This window comes from Pelomonas parva (genome assembly GCF_043555835.1).
In the GTDB taxonomy this organism is placed as follows: domain Bacteria; phylum Pseudomonadota; class Gammaproteobacteria; order Burkholderiales; family Burkholderiaceae_C; genus Pelomonas; species Pelomonas parva.
Genome location: NZ_JBIGHV010000015.1, coordinates 63172 through 82796 on the forward strand (window position 1 = coordinate 63172; position 19625 = coordinate 82796).

Below are 19625 nucleotides of genomic sequence, written 5' to 3' on the forward strand. Positions count from 1 at the left end.
TTCAACCACACTGCCCGACGTAGCCGCAGGCGGTGCAGAAATCGCAGCCGTCCTTGTGGATCATGGTCGCGTTGCCGCACTCCGGGCAGGGCTTGCCGGCCTGCAACTGCAACGCACCGGCCGCCGCCGCGAGCTTGGGTGCAGGCGTCTGCAGCAGGCCCATGTCGGTCAGCGGCTGGCCGGCTTCGTCGAGGATGCCCAGCATCGCGTAGCGGTGGATGACCAGCCGCGCGACGTAGGCGACGGTCGACGGCCAGACTTGCTGGCGCCGCTCACCGTTCAGCGTCGGCACCGGCGCCATGAAGTGGCCCAGCGGCTCGCCGACATTGAGCAGCTTGCGCAGCTTCATCGCGATCCAGCCCGGGTCCATCACGCGCATGTCCAGCGACAGCAGGCGGGCCAGGCCGTCGAGTGCCTTGGGGTAGTTGCCCGAGAAGCCCATCGCGCAGGGACGGGTCACCGAGCCACCGTCCGGCGTCGGCAGCACCACTTCCTTCAGCGTCAGCGTGAACTGCTCGTTCGTGGCCGGGTTGTCCACGTCCACCGCCCACGCCAGCGTGCCGGACGTGCCGGTGCGCGGTTCGTTGCGGCTGAACATGGCGTCCACCACCGGCGTGGGGCCGCCTTCCTGCAATGCACCCAGCTGCTCGCAGCGCCAGCGGATGACGGCCGCCGTGGCAGCGACGACGCCGGGGAACAGCCGCTTCTCGCCGCTGGGCGGCATGGGCATCTCGAAGGCGCGCTCCTCAGCCACGGTGGCCAGCGCGTCCAGCTTCAGGCGCAGCCAGGCCGCGTCGTTGGTGCGCAGGTCGGTGGACAGCGTCTTGGCCAGCGCCGCCAGGCCCCGCGGCTGCTCGGCGCCGTTCACCCAGACCTCGAAGGGCAGGTTGCGGCCGAACAGGCCGCCGTCGGGCCCGTCCAGCGGCAGCTCGCCGATGAAGAGGGCGAAGTCGCCATGCGGATGCTGGATCAGGTAGCTCCAGGCCGGGTTGCCGCCGGGCATGTCGGGGCGGCTGGGCCAGCGCAGCGAGGCGACGACGGCGTTGGGCAGGCGCTCGACGCGCAGGCGCTGGTTGGTGCCGTCGACTTCCGCTCGCAGCGGCTCGGGCTGCTTGACTTCCGGGGTGACCGACAGCACCGAACCCAGCACGCTGTTGGGCCGGTAGGTGGCCAGGCCCTTGAGCTGGGTCTGCCAGGCCTGGATGTAGAGGTTCTGGAAGTCCTCATACGGGTAGTCGGCCGGCACGTTGACCGTCTTGCTGATGGACGTGTCGATGTAGGGCGCGACGGCGGCAACCATGGCCGCGTGGTCGGCCGCGCTCAATTCGAGGGCGGTGACGAAGGCGTCGGAGAGCGGCGCGTCGGCGCCGAACAGATGTCTATACAAGCGCCAGGCATGGTCTTCGACCGCGTATTCCTTGAAGCCGCCGCCTTCGGCCTGGCCCAGGCGCTTCTTGCGCGTGTACGTCCACGAGAACGCCGGCTCGATGCCGTTTGACGCATTGTCGGCAAAGGCCAGGCTGATGGTGCCGGTGGGCGCGATGGACAGCAGGTGCGAGTTGCGCAGGCCCTGGGTGCGGATCTTGTCCTTCAGCGCTTGCGGCAGGCGCGAAGCGAAGCTGCCGCCGGACAGGTACAAGTCGGCGTTGAAGAGCGGGAAGCTGCCGCGCTCGGCGGCCAGGTCGCTGGATGCGGCGTAAGACGCGTCGCGCATGACCTCGCTGATGCGGCTGGCCATGTCACGCGCTGCCTGCGTGTCGTAGCGCAGGTTCAGCATGACCAGGGCATCGCCCAGGCCGGTGAAGCCCAGGCCGACGCGGCGCTTGTTGGCGGCCTCCTGCTGCTGAGCGGGCAGCGGCCAGGGCGTCACGTCCAGCACGTTGTCCAGCATGCGCGTGGCGACGGCCACGACCTCGGCGAAGCCGGCGTCGTCGAACGCGGGCTTGGCGCTGAAGGGGTCGCGCACGAAGCGCGTCAGGTCGATGGAGCCGAGGCAGCAGCAGCCGTAGGGCGGAAGTGGCTGCTCGGCGCATGGGTTGGTCGCCGCAATCGTCTCGCAGTAATGCAGGTTGTTGTCGGCGTTGATGCGATCCAGGAACAGCACGCCCGGTTCGGCGTGGTCGTAGGTGGAGCGCATGACCTGGTCCCACAGCTCGCGGGCGCGCACCTTGCGGTAGACCCACTGCCCGTCGCCGCGCTGGTAGGCGCCGGCCGCGATCTGTGCCTCGCTGGGCTGGGCCTTGTGCGCCAGCTCGACGACACCATCTGCCTGCACGGCCTCCATGAAGGCATCGGTCACGCCGACGGAGATGTTGAAGTTGCGCAGGTCGCCCTGGTCTTTGGCGTGGATGAAGGCCTCGATGTCCGGGTGGTCGCAGCGCAGCACGCCCATCTGCGCGCCGCGGCGGCTGCCGGCGCTCTCGACCGTCTCGCAGGAACGGTCGAACACGCGCATGTAGCTGATGGGGCCGGAGGCATGGCTGCGCGTGGAGCCGACCCAGGCGCCTAACGGCCTGATTCGGCTGAAGTCGTAGCCCACGCCGCCGCCCCGGCGCATGGTCTCGGCGGCTTCGGTCAGCGCGGTGTAGATGCCAGGCACGCCGTCCTCGGCGGTGGCGATGGAGTCGCCCACCGGCTGCACGAAGCAGTTGATCAGCGTGGCCGACAGCTCCGTGCCGGCGGCAGACATGATGCGGCCGGCGGGCACAAAGCCGCGCTTTTGCGCATCCAGAAAGGCCGCCGCCCAGCGCGCGCGGTCGGCCGGCTTCTCGGCCAGGGCCAAGGCACGGGCCACGCGCTCGCGCAGCTCGTCGGGCGTCTGCTCGCCGCCCTTGGCGTATTTCTCGATCAGGACTTCGCTGGAAATGTCCTGCACGGGCAGGTCGGTGGTGGGGCTCACAATCACCTCGCAATGCTGTATGGAAATACAGTCTACGCCCGACATAGGGGCAAGTTCAGCGGTCAGAACGGATTGATGCTTTTCTCGCGCCGGTAGTGCACATAGCCCACGCTGGCGCCGGCCCGCAGGCCCACGCCCAGGCGGATGGGCGCCAGCGTGATGCCCTTCAGGCGCTGGTAGTTGATGCCGGCGCCGCCGATGTAGTACAGGCTGCCGTCCACGCCAGGGAAGCGCTGGTAGATGGCGCTCGCCCGGGGCAGCTTGTAGACCAGCGTGAAGACCTTGGCGGCATTGGCGCCCATGTCGAAGCCGATGGACGGCCCGGCCCAGAACACCTTGGACGCGCCGCCGCCCTTCATCAGCAGCTCGCCCTGGCCGTAGCGCAGGCCCACGGTGATGGCGGCGCTGGCCTCCTCGCCCCGGATGAAGGCATTCGGGCGGCCCTGCTCCTTGAAGGCCTTCTCGATGACCTTGGCCAGGCCCTCGGTCGTCTGGCCGAAGAAGTCGGTGGCGGCCTTGAGGACGGAGTCTTCGTCGTAGGTGCTGTCCTTGTCGTCCGCAGCGACCGCCGGCAGGGCCGAGGCAGCGGCGAGGGCGGCGAGGTGTTGCAGATGCTGGCGGCGGTCGAACATGGCGGCGTCCTGGTGGCATTCCCTAGTGGAGGGCCAGCATAAACAAAGCGGTGTGAAGTTTGGCCGCACTTAACCCATTGACACGACCTAGACTCGGCCTCCCATGTCGTCCAACCCCGACCTCCAGCGCCTGTCCGCCGCCCTCGAATACGTCGACCTCGCCGCGGGCCTGTACCTGGCGGGCGGGGCGGACCAGGCCGCGCGGCTGCTCGCCGCAGCGGCCGAGCAGCAGCTGGGCGACCTGGTGCGCCTGATCGACGCGCCCAGCGCCACGGTGGACATGCGTGAGCTGCTGGCACGCATCGCCCGCGCCCACCGGCCGGCGGTGGTCGCGCCGCGCGATGCACCGGGGCGCGACTGGGACGCCGAGCCGGCGCCGGCCGATGCCACGCGCGAGGAAGTCATCGCCTACCTGCGTGCGTCCTGGTTCATGCTGGAGGCCATGGGCCTGGCCTCGCTGGCGCCCGAGCGGCTTCAGCAGGCGGTGGAGACCAGCACCGTGTTCGGCGGCGCAGACTCGCTGGAACCCTTCGTCTAGCATCCAAGGCGCTCAGCCACAGGGAGAGCATCATCACCAACACCGAACGCCGCCAATTTGCCCGCGTCGCCTTTGCGGCCGGCGCCGAACTGATCACCACGCAGGCACTGCTGCGCTGCCAGGTGATCGACATCTCGCTGAAGGGCGTGCTGCTGCAGCTGCCCGAAGGTGCGCAGCCACAGGCGGGCATGCCCTGCCTGGTCAAACTGCCCCTCGGCCAGGCCGACGCCGATGTCCTCATCGCGATGGCCGGCGAGCTGGCCCACGTCGAAGGCGGCCACGCCGGCGTGCTCTGCCGCAGCATCGACCTGGAATCCATCACCCACCTGCGCCGCCTCATCGAGGTCAACCTGGGCGACGCGGCGGCGTCGGAGCGCGAACTCAAGGCGCTGATCGCCGCAGCCAGGGCCGCATAAGCCCAGTCCATCGCATCGCTGCCGAGCTGCCGGCCGGCCGCCGAGAATCGCCGGCATGGAGGACCCGACCCCGCTGCAAGCCTTTCGCCGCATCTGCAATCTGCGCATGCTGGCGGGGGTCTACTACTTCTGCCTGCTGTACGCGCTGTCGCGCCAGCTGACCTGGTTCGACGAGAAGGACGCCGCCCAGCTCGGAGACTCGCTGTTCGCACTGGTGCGCTTCAGCCGCCAGTCCCTGCTCACCGGGCTGTCGCTGCTGCTGATGGTGGCGCTGGCCGAGGCCGTGCTGGCTGGGCGGCGCTGGCCGCTGCCGGCGGCGCTCGCCGTGCAGGCACTGGCCGTGGGCCTGGGCGCCGGCCTGGGCACCTGGCTGCGCTACCTCGCCGCCGTGATGGACGACCCCGGCATGCGCGTCAAGCCCGGCTGGGTGCTGTCCACCATCATCATCTGGGCGTTGCTGGGCGGCATGGCCTACGCGCTGCTGCTCGTCAGCCGCGCGCAGCGCCAGGGCAGCGGCGAGCTGGCGCGGCTGTTCCGCGAGCGCGAGGCGCTCCGGGCGCAGCAGACCGAGGCCCAGCTGTCGGCGCTGAACGCGCAGATCGAGCCGCACTTCCTGTTCAACACGCTGGCCAACGTCAAGCGCCTGTACGAGACCCGCCCCGAGCGCGGCCGCGACATGCTGGTGGCCCTCATCGCCTACCTGCGCGCCGCGCTGCCCGCCATGCGTCGGCACGAGTCGACGCTGGCCGACGAGCTGGAGCTGGTGCGCCACTACCTGGCCATCCTGCAGATGCGCATGGGCGAGCGACTGACCTTCGACATCAGCGCGCCGCCCGAGCTGCTGCACGCCCGCCTGCCCACGCTGGTGCTGCCCACGCTGGTGGAGAACGCCGTCAAGCATGGCCTGTCACCGCTGCCGGAGGGCGGGTGCATCGCGATCCGCGCGGCACCGGCGGACGGTGGCGGGCTGACGGTCGAGGTGGCGGACAACGGCCAGGGCTTCGGCGCGGCCAGCGGCGGCGCGGGCGTGGGCCTGGCCAACACGCGGGCGCGGCTGGCCGCCCGCTTCGGCGATATGGCCGCGCTGGAGCTGGAGGCCGCGCAGCCGCGCGGCGTCGTGGCGCGTGTGCGGCTGCCCGCGGAGGCGCTCCAGTGATCGGCCATGTGTGGCGCTCCTGGCGCTCGCTGCGCCCCTACGAGGCCCTGACCTTCGTGGTGGCAGCGCTGCTGTTCGGCGCCATCGACCTGACCTCGCTGGTGGACCTCGACGTGGGCGGCCGCCTGCCCGAGGTGCTGGGCCGCCACCTGGGCCTGCCGGTGGTCAGCTGCGCCGTGCTGCTGCTGTGCTGGTTGCCGGCCGCGCGCAGCAGCCCCATCCACACGGCACGGCGCGCCCGCCTCGTGGGCGCCACGCTGCTGGGTTCGGCGCTGACCATCGCCGTCATCTACCCGCTGGCCGCCACCCTGCCCTGGCCGTCCATCTGCGACCTGTACGCGCTCAAGCACGGCAAGCCCAGCTGCAACATGTTCCGCATCTCCGCGCTCATCGGCGACACGCTGTGGGTCGCCATGCCGGCGCTGATGCTGGTGGGCGTGCTGGAGTTCCGCACCCTGCGCCGCCGGCAGGACCAGGCCGCGCAAGACCTGCTGCGCGAGCATAGCCAGCTGCGCCGCCAGGCCCTGGAGGCGCGCCTGGCGACGCTGCAGGCGCAGATGGACCCGGCCCTGCTGTTCGATGCCCTGGTCGCCGTGGAGCAGGCCTACGGCCGCCAGGACCCGGCAGCCAGCGCCCGGCTGGAGCGGCTCATCCGCCACCTGCGCCTGGCGCTGCCGCGGCTGCGCGAGGCCGGCACGACGCTGGCCGCCGAGGCCGAGCTGATCGCCAGCTACCTGGACTTGCTGCGCGACCTCAACGGCCAGCCGCCCGCCTTTGACTGCACGCTGGGCGCGCGCGGCGCGACCCCGCTGCCGTCGATGCTGCTGCTGCCGCTGGTGCAGCGCGCACTGCGCCTGGGCCGGCCGCAGCGCTGCTGGCTGACGGCCGACGGCCGCATCACGCTGGCCTTCGATGACGAGGGGCTCTGCAGCGAGGATGCGGACCTGGCCGCGCTGCGCGAACGCCTGGTCGTGCTGGGCGCCACCCTCGTCTGCACCAGCGCCCAGGGCCGCACCGAATTCACGCTTCAACTGCCGTCATGAACACCTTCTCGCCCACCGCTGTCGTTGCCGAGGACGAAGCCGCCCTGCGTGGCGAACTGGTCGAGCAGCTCGGCCGGCTCTGGCCCGAGCTGAGCATCGTCGGCGAGGCAGCCGACGGCCTGGAGGCACTGCGCCTGCTGGACCAGCACCGCCCCGACATCCTCTTCCTCGACATCGAGATGCCCGGCGCGACCGGCCTGGACGTGGCTCGGCAGGTGGGCGGGCGCTGCCACGTGGTCTTCGTCACGGCCTACGACCAGTACGCCGTCGCTGCCTTTGACCAGGGCGCGGTGGACTACCTGCTCAAGCCGCTGGCCGGCGCGCGGCTGTTCACGGCCATCACGCGGCTGAAGGCGCGCCTGGGCCAGGGCCAGCCACCGGCAGCGCTGGGCGGCGTGCTGGAGCAGCTCAGCGCCCGCCCTGCCCCGTCGGCGTCGCGGGCGCCGCTGCGCTGGATCAATGCCTCGGTGGGGCAGACGCTGCGCCTCATCACGGTGGACGAGGTGATGTTCTTCCAGAGCGACAACAAGTACACGCGGCTGGCGCTGAAGGACGGCGAGGCCTTGATCCGCAAGCCACTGAAGGAACTCATCGACGAGCTGGACCCGCAGCAGTTCTGGCAGATCCACCGCTCCACGCTGGTGAACGTGAACGCGATCGCCAGCGTGAGCCGGGACTTTCGCGGGCGCATGCAGATCAAGCTCAAGCATGGCAGCGAGATGCTGCTGGTTGCGGAGAGCTGCGCGCATCTGTTTCGGCAGATGTGAGGGCCGGCGGTCGGTTAGCTTTTCTGAAAGCCTCCGATGCGCCGCACCGTCACTCCCAGCGCAGATGCACCACCCGATACCCCTTGCCCTTCAACGCCTGCAGCAAGAACGGCATCGCCCTCGCCGTCTGATCCTGCGCGTCATGCAGCAGCACGATGCCGCCGCCGCTCCTGCCCAACTGACCTAACAGCTTGTCCGCGAGCATCTGAGGCGTCTGGTCGGGCAGCCAGTCCTCGGCGCCGGCATCCACCGACATCACGGTGATGCCCAGCGTCGCCAACGCCTTGAGCAGCACCGGCGACTCGGCGAGGAAGGGGAAGCGGTAGGAAGCCGGTGCCTCGCCCAGGACGTCGACGTAGGCTGCCATCATGGCCTTCAGGTCGCGGCCCTGGTCTTCGGCCGGGAGCTGAGAGAAGTTGTCGTGCCGGTAGCCATGCATGCCCACCGTGTGCCCGGCGTCGCGAACCTGGCGAGCCAGCGCCGGGTGTCGCGTCAGCGGCTCGCCGTTCATGAAGAACGTGGCCTTCACGCAGTGGTCGGCGAGCGCCTTCAGCACCGCCGGCGTCGACTCCGGCCGCGGACCGTCGTCGAAGGTCAACACGACCTCGCCCGGCGCCAGGCCCGGCAGCGCGGCGTGCTGAGCCGTGCCCCAGGCCGCGCCCTCGCGTTTGAGCGTCACGGTGCGCGACGTGCCAAGCACATCGGCGCCGCAGGTGGGTTCGGCAGCGGTGGCTGCCGCGGTGAGGGTCGCAATGGCCATGGTCAGCAGCGGCTTCATCATCCTCAATGCCCCCCGGCCGGCGCTGCCTGCCCATTGACCTCGCCAGCCTCCTCATGGTCATGCGGGAACGGCGCCAGCCAGGCCAGGATGACCGGCGGGACGGAGAAGACCAGCACCCAGCCGAAGAAGCTCAGGTAGTTGTGGTCCACCAGGTTCCACATGAAGCCGCTGACCGTGCCAGTGCTCCATTTGGTGAGCGCCATGACGCCGGTGGCCATCGCGTAGTGGGCCATGCGGAACGGGCCCGGGGCGACCTGCTGCATCATGTACAGCATGTGGCCCACCGAGCCCATGCCGAAGCCGAACTTCTCGATGGCGACGATGGCGCCAATGATGACCGGGTCGGTCGGCATCGTCTGCGCGAGGTAGAAATAGGTCAGGTGCGGAATGTTCAGCACCAGCGCCAGCGTGAAAAAGCTGCGCGGCAAGGTGCGCTTGGCGACGAGGAAGCCGCCCAGGAAGGCTCCCGCGATGAAGGCCAGCGTGCCGACGGTGCCGTTGATGTGGCCGAGCGCCTCGTTGCCCAGGCCCAGGCCGCCCGCACTCGTCGAGTCGAGCAGGAACAGCGGGCCGAACTTCTCGATGAAGCCTTCGGCGAAGCGGTAGAAGAAGATGACGGCCAACATCATCCAGATCTGCGGCTTCTTGAAGAAGGTGACCCAGGCCTCGCGCATGCCGGTCATGCCGACGGCCAAGCCCTGGCCCTGCAACGTGGACGGCGCACCCGGCGGCAGCACGCGCCAGTGCCACAGGCCCGCCAGCGCCATGGCACCGGCGGCCAGCGACACGACGATGACCCAGCACTGCACCCAGCTCATGCCCATGTGGTTGTGCAGGTAACCCGTCAGCGACACGAACAGGCCGGAGCCGATGACGGCGCCCATGTTCCAGCACATGCCTTGCAGGCCGGCGTAGCGCGCCTGGTCGCGCTTGGAGGCGGTGGTCATGAACACGCCGTCGGCGCAGGTGTCCTGCGTGGCGGACGCGAAGCCGACGAGCCAGAAGAAGGCCAGCGACAGCTTGAAGAAGCCCTCCAGCGGCAGGACCAGTGCCACGAGGGCGAGGCCGGCGGCCATCGTGAACTCCATGCTGATGACCCAGAAGCGCTTGCTGCGGTAGGCCTCCAGCAGCGGCGCCCACAGCGGCTTGAGCACCCAGGGCAGGTACATCTGCGAGGTGTAGAGCGCGATGTCCTCGTTGGAGACGCCCAGGTTCTTGTAGATGATGGCCGCGACGACGCCGACCATCACATTGGGCAAGCCCATGGCCAGGTAGAGCGAGGGCACCCAGGTGAGCAGGTGGCGTTGGGGTTGTGTCATGGTTTTTTGTTGGGCTTCTTCGGGGCGTTCAACAGGGCAAGGGCGGTGGCGGGCGTTTCGTTGGATTGCAGTGCCAGCAGGGCGGCGCGGGCATTGGCTTGTTCGTCCTTGGCCTTGGAGGACACAAGCGCCCGCAGGCTGCGCAGCGCCCGGGCACGGTCGCCCGTCTGCAAATGCGCCTGCGCCGCGAGTTCGGTGTAGGCAGTGACCGAGGGCTCCAGCAGCGCGGCCGCCTCCGCCACATTGCTCAGGGTCACACTGGTGTTGCCGGCGGCCTGCAGTGCCCGGGCCAGGTGGTAGAGCGTGGGCGCGTCGTCCGGGCGCTGCTTGTGGGCCGTGACCAGGAAGGCGCGCGCCTGTTTCAGCGCCAGATCGCGGTCCGCCCCCTGCGAGCGCTCGGCCTCGGCCAGCCAGGCCCAACCCAGCAGCCGGTTGGCCTCGAAGGGCGCGGGGTCCTGACGCGCCCAGGGCGACAGCAGCAGCAAGGCGCGCTCGGGGTCGCCGAAGCGGGTTTCCGCATAGGCCAGTGCCCAGCGCATGACGTCGGGCGCCTGCTCGCCACCCGCCTGCGCCACGCGGTCGCGCAGGCTTTGCAGCAAGGACTTGCCGGTCTCGGCAGTCGGCCACGCAGCGATGGCGATGGCATCCACCTCGGCCAGCGCCTGCGCCTCGGCCACGGCTGTGATGCGAATGTCGGGCGCCTTGCCCGTCGGCAGGTGGACGACACCGAGCTTGCGCAAGTGCCGGCGCAGCTCTCGCGTGAGGGCATCGACCGACAGGCCGGTGGCCGGCTCCAGCGCCGCCAGCGCGTCTTCGCCGACTGCAACGCGTTGGAGGTAGGCATTGAAACGCGGCAGCCGGTCCACGTCGGAATGGGCGTAGTGCGTCAACAGCCAGGCCTGTGCGGTGTAGATCTCTTGTTGATGGCTCGGCACCTCGCCCGACTTCAGCACCTCGGCGAGGTCCATCCAGCGCCGCCCTTCCAGTTGGGTCAGGAAGGTGTCGATGCCACCGATCTCGACGGCATCAGCGCCAAAGCTCACGTTGCCGAAATAGTTGCCCAAGCCCGAGGAGTACCAGTCCGGCTGGCCGGCCCTTGCAAACCGCCGCGAGACCCGGTGGGCATTCACGAACAGCAACGGATTGACTGCAACGGTGGCGACATCGAGCGCCACTAGCGGGAAGCCGTCCACGGTGGCGCCGGTCATGGCGTGAAGGTTCGGCCTCCCCGTGCCATCCACCCGAGCGATCAGCGCAGGGTCGCTCACCAACAACAGCGGCGCGGGCGAGCGCGCCCCCCGCTCCGGCACACCCAGCGCCATCAGCATGAGGCTTTGCTGGCGCTCCAGTTCCGCCAGCCGCTTGCGGGCGGTGGCCTCGGAGGTCTGCGCCAGCAGGCTGAAGTGGCGACTCTCGGCGCGCAGCCAGGGCTGCGCAGCCCATGCGGGCGCGGCCCAGGCCAGGGCGCCGGCCAGCGCCAGCAGCACGGCAGCAGCACGTGATGGGCGGAAGAGGCGGTTCATGGCAAAGCGGGCTGCTTGCTGCCGTACAGCAGGGTGAGGACGCGCTCTGCGTCTTCGTTGGCTTGCAGGGCTTGCAGCGCGGCGCGGGCGCGCTCGGTGAGTGCGCCGCCATGCGGGTTGTTGGCCATGGCTTGCAGGGGGCGCACGGCCTTGTCGCGGTGCCCGGCCTTCAGGTGAACGTCGACGGCCAGGCGCGCGTATTCGGCGATCTGCGGTTCCAGCGCGCTGGCGGCCTCAGCGGCATTGCTGAGGCTGGCGCTCGGCCCTTTGACGTAGAGCAGGCGTGCCAGCCAGTACAACGTGGGCGCATCGTTGCGGCGCTGCTTGTAGGCCCGCATCATGAAGGCGCGCGCCTGGGCAAACGCTTCGTCCTCCTCCGCCCCCTTCGAGCGCGCGGCCTCGGCGAACCAGGCCAAGCCGAGTAGGCGGTTGGCCTCGAAGGGCGCCTCTTCCTGCCGTGCCCAGGGGGCGAGGATCAGCAGCGCGCGGTCGGCATCTCCATAGAGGATCTCGGCATAGGCCAGCGCCCAGCGCATCGCCTCGGGCGCCTTCTCGCCGCCGGCCTTGTCGACCCGGCCCTGCAGACGCTGCAGCACGGCCTTGCCATGCTCGGCCTGCGGGCGGGTCGCAATGATCATCGCGTCGAGTTCGCTTTCGGCCTGCTCGACGGTCAGCTCGGTCACCTGCACCGTCACGGCCGGCAGGGCGCTCGCCGGGATGCGCGCGGCGAACAGCTCGGCGCTGTGGCGGCGCAGTTCGTCATTGAGCCGATTCAACGCGATGCCGGTGGCGGGTTCGAAGGCCGCCACGGCGTCCTCGCCGGCAGCGATGCGGCGGAAGTAGTCGTTGAAGCGCTGGGTGCGGCCGCTGTCGGACAGCAGGTAATGCGTCAGCAGCCAGCCCTGGGCGTAGAACGCATCGAATCTGCTGTCGTCGATGCCTTTCTGCCCGGTGGCCTCGAAGCCGGGCTGGAGCAACTGGGCCGGCTCCAGCCACGGCCTTTCTTTCAACACCCACAGCCTGCCCGCATCGGCGGCGCCGACCTCGACGCCTTCGCTGTCGATGCGTGTCGCGCCGAAGTAGCTGGCAAAGCCCTCGACATACCAGGCCGGGTAGCGGATGCGGGCGTACTGCGCCATCACGCGGTGGGCGTACTCGTGGGAGAGCACCTTGTCTGCGCCATCCCTGCTGCCACGGAATGACCTGACGGCCGCGAACGCGCGGGCACCGTCGACGCTGCTGCTGAACACGCCGGCGGCCCGATCACGCAGATGCGGATAGATGTCGGCGATGAAGGCCTCGTCGTCCTTCATGGCGATCTCGAATGGCGGGCGAGGCGGCGCCTGACCCTCGGACACGCCCAGGGTCAGCAGCATCACGCTGTGCAGCCGCTCCAGGTCCTGCACGCGGTCCTGCAGGATGGACTTGTTGTTGCGCGCCAGCACGCGGAAGTGCGGCGACTCGGCGCGCAGCCACTGCGCCGCGCCCGCAGGCAGGGCCCACAGCAGCGCCAGCACGAGCAGCGCCGAGATCGTTCCGCAGTTCTTCATCGTCTCGGCACGCCCCTGCTTATCGCGCCGCTGGCGCCTTCGGTGTCAGCGCCTGGAGGGCCGCCGACACATAAACCAGCGGCGCGTTCCAGTTGATGGCGACCTCGTTGGCCGCGTAGCTGCAGCCGTGGTCGATGTAGGAAAGCGCCGGCAGCTTGGACGGATAGGGCGGGCAGTTCTTTTGGTCCTGCTGGCCGGGGTTGGGGCCGCCGACGATGAAGCCGGGCACAGGCGCATCGATGCCGTCGGCCTCGGACGGCCGGTGGTGCGGGTGCATGGGCGCCTTGGTGCCGAAGCCGGTCACGTAGCTCATGCCCAACGGGTTGCGGCCCAGCACGTAGTCGAGCACTGACTGCGCGGCGTCCAGCTGCACGCGGTCGTTGCCGAGGCGGTAGGACTGGATCAGCATCAGCGCCTGGTTCAACGCATGGGCGTTGCTGCCCCAGACGAAGTCGGTGGGCGCCGCCATCGTCAGCCGGTAGGCCGAGGCCTTCCAGGTGGCAGCGAGTTCGTCGCCGAAGGCGCGCACGCGCTGGGTCACGAGGTCGGCGTCGGCCTTGGCGAGCTTGTCGCGGTTCTGGGCCAGGCTCACCCAGGCCAGGCCGCCCACATCGCCCCAGCCGGGCACGCGCACGGTCTGGCGGTCCAGCGCCAGCGCGTCGCGGTAGCCGGCCTCGCCGGTGGTCAGGTAGAGCTCGGCCGCAGCCCAGGCGAACTCGTCGTCGAGCTTGGCGTCGCCGTACTCGCCGGTGCGCACGTCGGGTGGGTTCTTGTAGGCGAGCTGCGGGTTGGCGCGGGCCCATTTCCAGGCGGCCACGGAGGCCTCGCGCAGGCGGGCAGACAGGCCCGGCCGTTGCGACTCGAAAGGCTTGTAGATGCGGCTGGCATGCGCCATCACGGCAGCGAAGTCCAGCGCGGCTGCGGTGCCCTTGGCCACGACGTAGCGCTCGCCCTTGGTCTGGTGCGGCATCTGGTTGCCGTCGAAGCTCTTGTTGGTGAGCTTGTGATAGACGCCGCCGTCGGCCGGGTCCTGCATCGTCAGCATCCATTCGAGGTTCCACAGCACCTCGTCGAGCAGGTCGGGCAACGCGTTGCCGCTCTCGGGGATGTTGAGGTTCTGCGCCTTGAACAGCGCCGGGAACTGCTCGTAGGCGGCCAGCAGCGTGTAGACGGTGATGCCGGAGTTGACGATGTACTTGTTGTAGTCGCCCGCGTCATACCAGCCCTTGGGCGAGCTGATGACGCTGCCCTCGGGACGCGCGGCGCTGGCCGCCGATGAATGCACCAGGACCTTGTCGTCGGCGTGGCCTGCGGGACGCGCCCAGCGGCCGGCGTGCTGGGGCAGCAGCGGCGTGCTGGCGCGGTTGAAGTAGAAGGCCTTGATGGACGCGGCGTTGACGGCGGCGTAGGCATCGGCCGCGACGACGAAGGGCGGCGAGTCGGGCAGGCCCTTGACCTGCAGGCGATAGCGGCCGGGGGCATTCAGCGCGGAGAAGTCGGCCAGGCGCACGTCCTGGCCGGCCGGCGCCCAGCGAGCGGCGGCGCCGAGGCTGCCGCTCAGCACGGATCGGCCGGTGTCGGCATCGACCACGGTGAAGGCCGCCGCATCCCCGGCGGGCACGGCGGCCAGCTTGGCCGCACCGGGCAGGTAGCCGACCTGGTTGACGGCGATGCCGTCGGTTTGAGCCTGAGCCAGGCTGGCGGCCAGCAGGCCGGCACAAAGAATCTGTCGCTTCATGGGGTGACTGTCTCGTTGATGTTGTGGGCCGCGCCGCTGCCGCCACGGGCCTGCAGGCAATTGCAGCCAGGCCGGCAGGATACCGCTGTCCAAACGGCCGTCATGGCTTCACCACGACGACCTTGCCGCGCACACCGGAAGACTGCGCGGGGTCGGACTCGATCATCACCGTCAGCTGCCGCTGCGTTGTGCCCGTGGGCAGCAGCACGGAGAACTCGGCCGGCGCAGCGGTCGTCTTCTCGCCAAGCTTCACCCCCGCCAGCCACACCTGCGCCTTGCCAGCCAGCTCGCGGAAGACGAGGCGGGCGCGGCCGTCGTTGAGGTCGGCGCGCAGGCGCAAGTCGGTGCGGTACAGCCGCCAGGCAGGCGACTCGGCGGCCTGCTTGATCGGCACCTCGCCCCAGCCCCAGGTGTTCATGTCGTTGTCGGCGAGCTGGACATTGGGGTCAGGTTGTGCGGCCTGCGCGGGCGAGATGCGCCAGTACAGCAGCTGCGTCACGGGCTCGGCGGCGGCCACTGCCGGCGGCGTGGAGATGGCCTGCACGGCGAGAGTGATCTCGGCAGGCTGCAAGCCGTCGGCGAGCGCGCGCAACTTCAGCTCGCCCGTGCCGGCGCGGCGGCTCTGCAGGATGACCTGGGCCAGCCCGTTGTAGAGGCTGCGCTCGGGCGCCTTCTCGGACTCGTGCGAGTTCGGGTCGCCATTGCCCACGCCGATGATGCTGGCCGCGCCGCTCAGCTCGAAGCGCACCTTAACGTTGGCGGTCGGCACGGGCCGGCCTTGGGCGTCCAACGCGCTGACGGTGACGGGCATGGCGTCCAGGCCGTCGCCGGCCAGCGCCTTGCGGTCGGGCGTCAGCAGCAGGCGCACGGGCGCGCCGCTGGTCTCGACGACGTCGCGGGCAAGCTCGGCACCACCCTTCAGCGCGACGGCCTCCAGCTTGCCGGGCGCGTAGGCCACGTCGAAGCTGACCATCTCGAAGGGGTCGACATCGCGCTCGTCCACCACCTTGCCGTTGAGCAGCAGTCGCACACGCGGCGCATTGCTCAGCACCATGACGCGCTGGTTCTGGCCCTCCTGCCCCGCCCAGTTCCAATGCGGCGCGATCTTGATGACGGGCGCGTCTTCCAGCTTCACCCACTGCGCGCGATGCAGCCAGAACGCCGTCTTGGCAAAGCCGCACAAGTCCATCGCGCCGAAGAAGGAGCTGGCGCTGGGCCACTCGAAGGGCGTGGGTTCGCCGCGGTAGTCGAAGCCGGTCCAGACGAAGCCGCCGGCGATGAAGGGCCGCTCGGCGATGGCCTTCCAGGCCTGCCGGTGGGTGTTGCCCCAGTAGGCGGCCTCGGTGTCGTCCGAGGCCATGATGTTGCGGGCGCGGTCGGTCTTGAACTCGCCGCGCGACATGAAGGCGGAGGTGTCTTCCGAGCTGGTCAGCGGCAGCTTGGGGTTGGCCTGGTGGAAGCGGTCGTAGTCCTTGATCTGGTAGTTGAAGCCGACCACGTCGACGGCCTGGGACACGTTGATGTCGGCAAAAAGGCCGCCGTTCATCGCCGCTGTCACGGGGCGGGTGGCGTCCAGCGCCTTCACGGCCGCCACCATGCGGCGAACCATCTCGTAGCCCACCTCGGTGCCCTGCATGGGCTCCTCGTTGAAGACGGACCACAGGATGACGCTGGGGTGGTTGCGGTCGCGCTTCACCAGCCAGGTGAGCTGCTGCATGTAGTCGGGCGAGGGGTTGAAGTTGCGGTTCTCGTCCATCACCAGCAGGCCCATGCGGTCGGCCATGTCCAGCACCTCGGCGGCCGGGGCGTTGTGGGAGAAGCGGATGGCGTTGACGCCCATCTCCTTGAGCCGCCGCAGCCGGAATTCCCAGATGGCCTCGGGCACGGCGACGCCCACACCTGCATGGTCCTGATGGATGCAGACGCCTTGCAGCTTGACGTGCTGGCCATTCAAGAAGAAGCCCCTCTCGGCGTCGAAGCGGATGGTGCGGAAGCCAGTCTTGATCTCGGCTTCATCCGTGCCCTGGCCCGCAGCCAGGCGAGCACGAACTCGGTAGAGCTTGGGGTCCTTCAACGTCCACAGCCGCGGCTGCTTGATGGGGAGTTGCAGCTTGGCCGTGCTCATGCCCAGTGGCTGCACACGCACCTTGCTTCGCGAGCGTGCAACTTCCTTCCCGGCCGGGTCGATCAACGTCACCTCCACCTCGGCGTCCTGCGCCGCCTTGCCGCTGCTGTTCACCTCGATCTCGACCGGCAGCGACCAGCGCTTGCCATCGGTGCTGACCGGGTTGGCATGGATGCCATCGGTGGCGATGTGCACGGCGTTGCGCTTGACCAGCCAGGTGTGGCGGTAGATGCCGGCGCCCTCGTACCACCAGCCCTCCATCGCGTCGGCGTCCACGCGCACGGCGATGTTGTTCACGTCCTCGCCGTAGCGCAGATAGGGCGTGATGTCGATGTTGCGGCCGTTGTAGCCCGACCAGTTGCGATTGACGACGTTGCCATTGACCCAGACCGTGCTGTGTGTGGCGATGGCGTCGAACTGCAGCTCGATGTGGCGGCCGCGGTCGGTGACGGGCAGCTGGAAGTAGCGCCGGTACCAGCCGATGCCGCGTTCGCGGTAGCCCTGCGAGATGTTCTCGTTGGGGTTGAAGCCGCCTTCGACGGCCCAGTCATGCGGCAGGTCCAGCCGGCGCCAGCTTGAGTCGTCGAAGTTGGCGCCCGCGGGGCCGACGGCGCCGCCGGCCTTGGCGTAGTTGTACGAGGCGCCATGGCCCTTGACGGGCGGCATGGGGATGTCGCCCTTGTGGAAAAGCCAGCCCTGGTCGAGCGACAGGCGCTCGCGGGGGCTCGCATGAGCCAGGCTGGTCACGGCCAGCAACACCATCAACAGAACGCGACGCCAGGCCATGGTCACTCCATCAAGCAATGGGCCGGTGGACGCCTGAGCATCGACCGGCTTGGGGCGGGTCAGCCGGTCAGGCCGTCCAGCTCAGCGAGGCACCTTCAGCAAGCACCGGGCTGCGCTTGCCGTCGACCTCCAGGCCCCAGTCGCGCAACGCGCCTTCGGTGACGTTGGCCGTGTACTGCCCGTCGCTGCGGCTGACCGTGCCGCGTGCCGCGACGCCGCCGTCCAGGCCCACGACCGTGAAGGCCGCGCTGGCGCCATCGGCCAGCTCGAACACGCGCAGCACGGTGCCGCTGGCGTAGTCGTAGTCCGGCTTCTCGGTCTCTGCGCCCCAGGCAATGACGCTGCCCGGCGCCGCGTAGAGCGGCATGGACAGGAAGCCATGCGTATCGCGGTGCCAGCGGCCGCCCTGCTTCTTCTCGCCGTTGAGCAGGTGGGTCCACGTGCCCTCGGGCAGGTAGAAGTCCACGCTGCCGTCTTCGGTGAAGACGGGCGCGACGAGCAGCGACTCGCCCAGCTGGTACTGCCGGTCCAGCGGCGCGCAAGCCGGGTCGTGGGGATGCTCCAAGAGCATCGCGCGCATCAGCGGCACGCCCGTCTCGGTCGCCTCGTGAGCCTTGGCGTAGAGGTAGGGCATGAGCCGATGCTTGAGCTGCGTGAAGGCGCGCAGCACGTCGCAGCTCTCTTCGTCCACGAGCCATGGCACCCGGTACGAGCTGCTGCCGTGCAGGCGGCTGTGCGAGGACATCAGGCCAAACTGGATCCAGCGCTTGTAGACGGCCGGCGGCGGGTTGCCCTCGAAGCCGCCGATGTCGTGGCTCCAGAAGGCGAAGCCGCTGGTCGTGAGCGACAGGCCGCCACGCAGGCTCTCGGCCATGGACTCGAAGGTACTCCAGCAGTCGCCGCCCCAGTGCACGGGGAAGCGCTGGCCGGAGGCGTAGGTCGAGCGGGCGAAGACGATGGCGTCCTTGCCCTGCACTTCTTCCAGCAGCTCGAACACGGCCTGGTTGTAGTGCAGCGCGTAGAGGTTGTGCATCTCGACGGGGTCGGAGCCGTCGAAGTAGGTCACGCCCTCGCTCGGGATGCGCTCGCCGAAGTCGGTCTTGAAGCAATCGGCGCCCTGGGCCAGCAGGCGACGCAGGTGGCTCTGGTACCAGGCCTTGGCCGCAGGGTTCGTGAAGTCCACGATGGCCATGCCGGGCTGCCACTGGTCGGTCTGGAACGTGAGACCGTTGGTGCGCTTGATGAAGTAGCCGTTCTTGACGCCTTCAGCGAACAGCGGCGACTTCTGCGCCACGTAGGGGTTGATCCACAAGCTGATCTTCAAGCCCTTGGCATGCAGGCGCGCCAGCATGGCTTCGGGCTCGGGGAAGCCGCGCGGGTCCCAGGCGAAGTCGCACCACTGGAACTCGCGCATCCAGAAGCAGTCGAAGTGGAAGACGGCCAGCGGCAGGTCGCGGCGCTTCATCTCGTCGATGAAGTGGGTGGCCGTCGCCTCGTCGTATTGCGTCGTGAACGAGGTCGTCATCCACAGGCCGAAGCTCCAGGCCGGCGGCAGCGGCGAGCGGCCTGTCAGCGCTGTCAACCGGCCGACAACTTCCTTGGGCGTAGGGCCAGCAATGACGCAGTAGTCGAGGCTCTCGCCCTCGCGGCTGAACTGAACGCGCGCGACCTTCTCCGAGCCGACCTCGAAGGACACCGGGCCGGCCTCGTTGACGAGCACGCCGTAGCCGCGGTTGGTCAGGTAGAACGGCACGTTCTTGTAGGCCTGCTCGCAGGCCGTGCCGCCGTCCTTGTTGATGTTCTCGACGATCTGGCCGTTCTTGACCCAGGGCGTGAAGCGCTCGCCCAAGCCGTAGACGTTCTCGCCGACGGCCAGGTTGAGTTGGTCGTGGACGAAATTACCCTTGCCGGCGTACTGGATGTAGCCCAGGCCGCGCCAGTCGCTCTTGGTCAGGACGCGGTCACCTTCGCGGAAGGTCAGCGCCCAGCCGTCGCCCTTCTTGACGTCGACCGAGATCGAGCCGGACGTCAGCGTGGCCTTGGTCTCGCCGTCGACGATCTGCACGGGGCACTTGCCGGCGCCGACCATCGGAATGTGCAGGCGCGGCGCGCTGGACGCGGTGTAGTGCTCCACGCTGACGCGAATGACGCCGGGCAGCGGCGAGCTGAGCGTCACGGTCAGCGTGGGGCCTTGCAGCGTGTCGCCGCGGTGCTTGATGGGCCGGGTCGTGGCGAGCACGACGAGGCGGTCTTCGTGGACTTCAACGCAATAGGCCTCGGCCGCGTAGTGCGCGGCGACGCCCGGCTGAAGCATCCACTGTCCGTCAGTGAACTTCATGAGGGTGGTTCCTT

At 69.2% G+C, this 19625-nt stretch carries 14 protein-coding genes; 5 read left to right on the forward strand and 9 right to left on the reverse strand.

Annotated elements, in window-relative coordinates:
* Window position 1: 1 nt before the first annotated feature.
* Window positions 2-2899: an adenosylcobalamin-dependent ribonucleoside-diphosphate reductase gene (locus ACG00Y_RS27880; protein ID WP_474103956.1), complete on the reverse strand. Its 2898-nt coding sequence runs from the start codon at window positions 2897-2899 to the stop codon at window positions 2-4.
* Between the two features lie 62 nt (window positions 2900-2961).
* A complete protein-coding gene (locus tag ACG00Y_RS27885) occupies window positions 2962-3531 on the reverse strand; it encodes a DUF1134 domain-containing protein (RefSeq protein WP_394484772.1) in 570 nt (189 codons plus the stop codon).
* A gap of 103 nt (window positions 3532-3634) precedes the next feature.
* Here ACG00Y_RS27885 and ACG00Y_RS27890 point away from each other — a divergent pair, with 103 nt between their 5' ends.
* From ACG00Y_RS27890 to ACG00Y_RS27910, 5 genes are read left to right on the forward strand one after another with little or no spacing between them, the layout of a single operon-like run.
* Window positions 3635-4069, forward strand: a complete 435-nt coding sequence (locus ACG00Y_RS27890) for a hypothetical protein (RefSeq protein WP_394484774.1) — start codon at window positions 3635-3637, stop codon at window positions 4067-4069.
* A 32-nt stretch (window positions 4070-4101) separates the two neighbouring features.
* Window positions 4102-4485, forward strand: a complete 384-nt coding sequence (locus ACG00Y_RS27895) for a PilZ domain-containing protein (protein WP_394484827.1) — start codon at window positions 4102-4104, stop codon at window positions 4483-4485.
* Between the two features lie 55 nt (window positions 4486-4540).
* Window positions 4541-5641: a sensor histidine kinase gene (locus tag ACG00Y_RS27900; RefSeq protein WP_394484776.1), complete on the forward strand. Its 1101-nt coding sequence runs from the start codon at window positions 4541-4543 to the stop codon at window positions 5639-5641.
* A complete protein-coding gene (locus tag ACG00Y_RS27905) occupies window positions 5638-6684 on the forward strand; it encodes a histidine kinase (RefSeq protein WP_394484778.1) in 1047 nt (348 codons plus the stop codon). The genes ACG00Y_RS27900 and ACG00Y_RS27905 overlap by 4 nt, the downstream gene beginning before the upstream one ends.
* Entirely contained in the window at window positions 6681-7451 is a 771-nt protein-coding gene (locus ACG00Y_RS27910) for a LytR/AlgR family response regulator transcription factor (RefSeq protein ID WP_394484780.1), read from the forward strand. Before ACG00Y_RS27905 ends, ACG00Y_RS27910 begins: the two co-directional genes overlap by 4 nt.
* A gap of 49 nt (window positions 7452-7500) precedes the next feature.
* On the opposite strand, the gene ACG00Y_RS27915 is transcribed toward ACG00Y_RS27910, so the two are convergent.
* The 7 genes from ACG00Y_RS27915 to yicI form a co-directional block, all read right to left on the reverse strand.
* Window positions 7501-8229: a polysaccharide deacetylase family protein gene (locus ACG00Y_RS27915; protein WP_394484782.1), complete on the reverse strand. Its 729-nt coding sequence runs from the start codon at window positions 8227-8229 to the stop codon at window positions 7501-7503.
* A 5-nt stretch (window positions 8230-8234) separates the two neighbouring features.
* Window positions 8235-9551, reverse strand: a complete 1317-nt coding sequence (locus tag ACG00Y_RS27920; RefSeq protein WP_394484784.1) for an MFS transporter — start codon at window positions 9549-9551, stop codon at window positions 8235-8237.
* Window positions 9548-11074 (reverse strand): tetratricopeptide repeat protein, encoded by a 1527-nt coding sequence (locus ACG00Y_RS27925; RefSeq protein ID WP_394484787.1) that lies wholly within the window; start codon window positions 11072-11074, stop codon window positions 9548-9550. Before ACG00Y_RS27925 ends, ACG00Y_RS27920 begins: the two co-directional genes overlap by 4 nt.
* Entirely contained in the window at window positions 11071-12624 is a 1554-nt protein-coding gene (locus tag ACG00Y_RS27930; protein WP_394484789.1) for a hypothetical protein, read from the reverse strand. The genes ACG00Y_RS27925 and ACG00Y_RS27930 overlap by 4 nt, the downstream gene beginning before the upstream one ends.
* 19 nt (window positions 12625-12643) lie before the next feature.
* Window positions 12644-14362 carry a glycoside hydrolase family 9 protein gene (locus tag ACG00Y_RS27935; RefSeq protein WP_394484791.1) on the reverse strand — a complete coding sequence of 573 codons (1719 nt, stop codon included), beginning with the start codon at window positions 14360-14362 and terminating at the stop codon, window positions 12644-12646.
* A gap of 100 nt (window positions 14363-14462) precedes the next feature.
* Window positions 14463-17273: a beta-galactosidase GalA gene (galA, locus tag ACG00Y_RS27940; RefSeq protein ID WP_394484793.1), complete on the reverse strand. Its 2811-nt coding sequence runs from the start codon at window positions 17271-17273 to the stop codon at window positions 14463-14465.
* A gap of 67 nt (window positions 17274-17340) precedes the next feature.
* The gene (gene yicI, locus ACG00Y_RS27945) at window positions 17341-19611 is read right to left on the reverse strand and encodes an alpha-xylosidase (RefSeq protein WP_394484795.1); all 2271 of its coding nucleotides are present in this window, start codon (window positions 19609-19611) and stop codon (window positions 17341-17343) included.
* Between the last annotated feature and the right edge of the window lie 14 nt (window positions 19612-19625).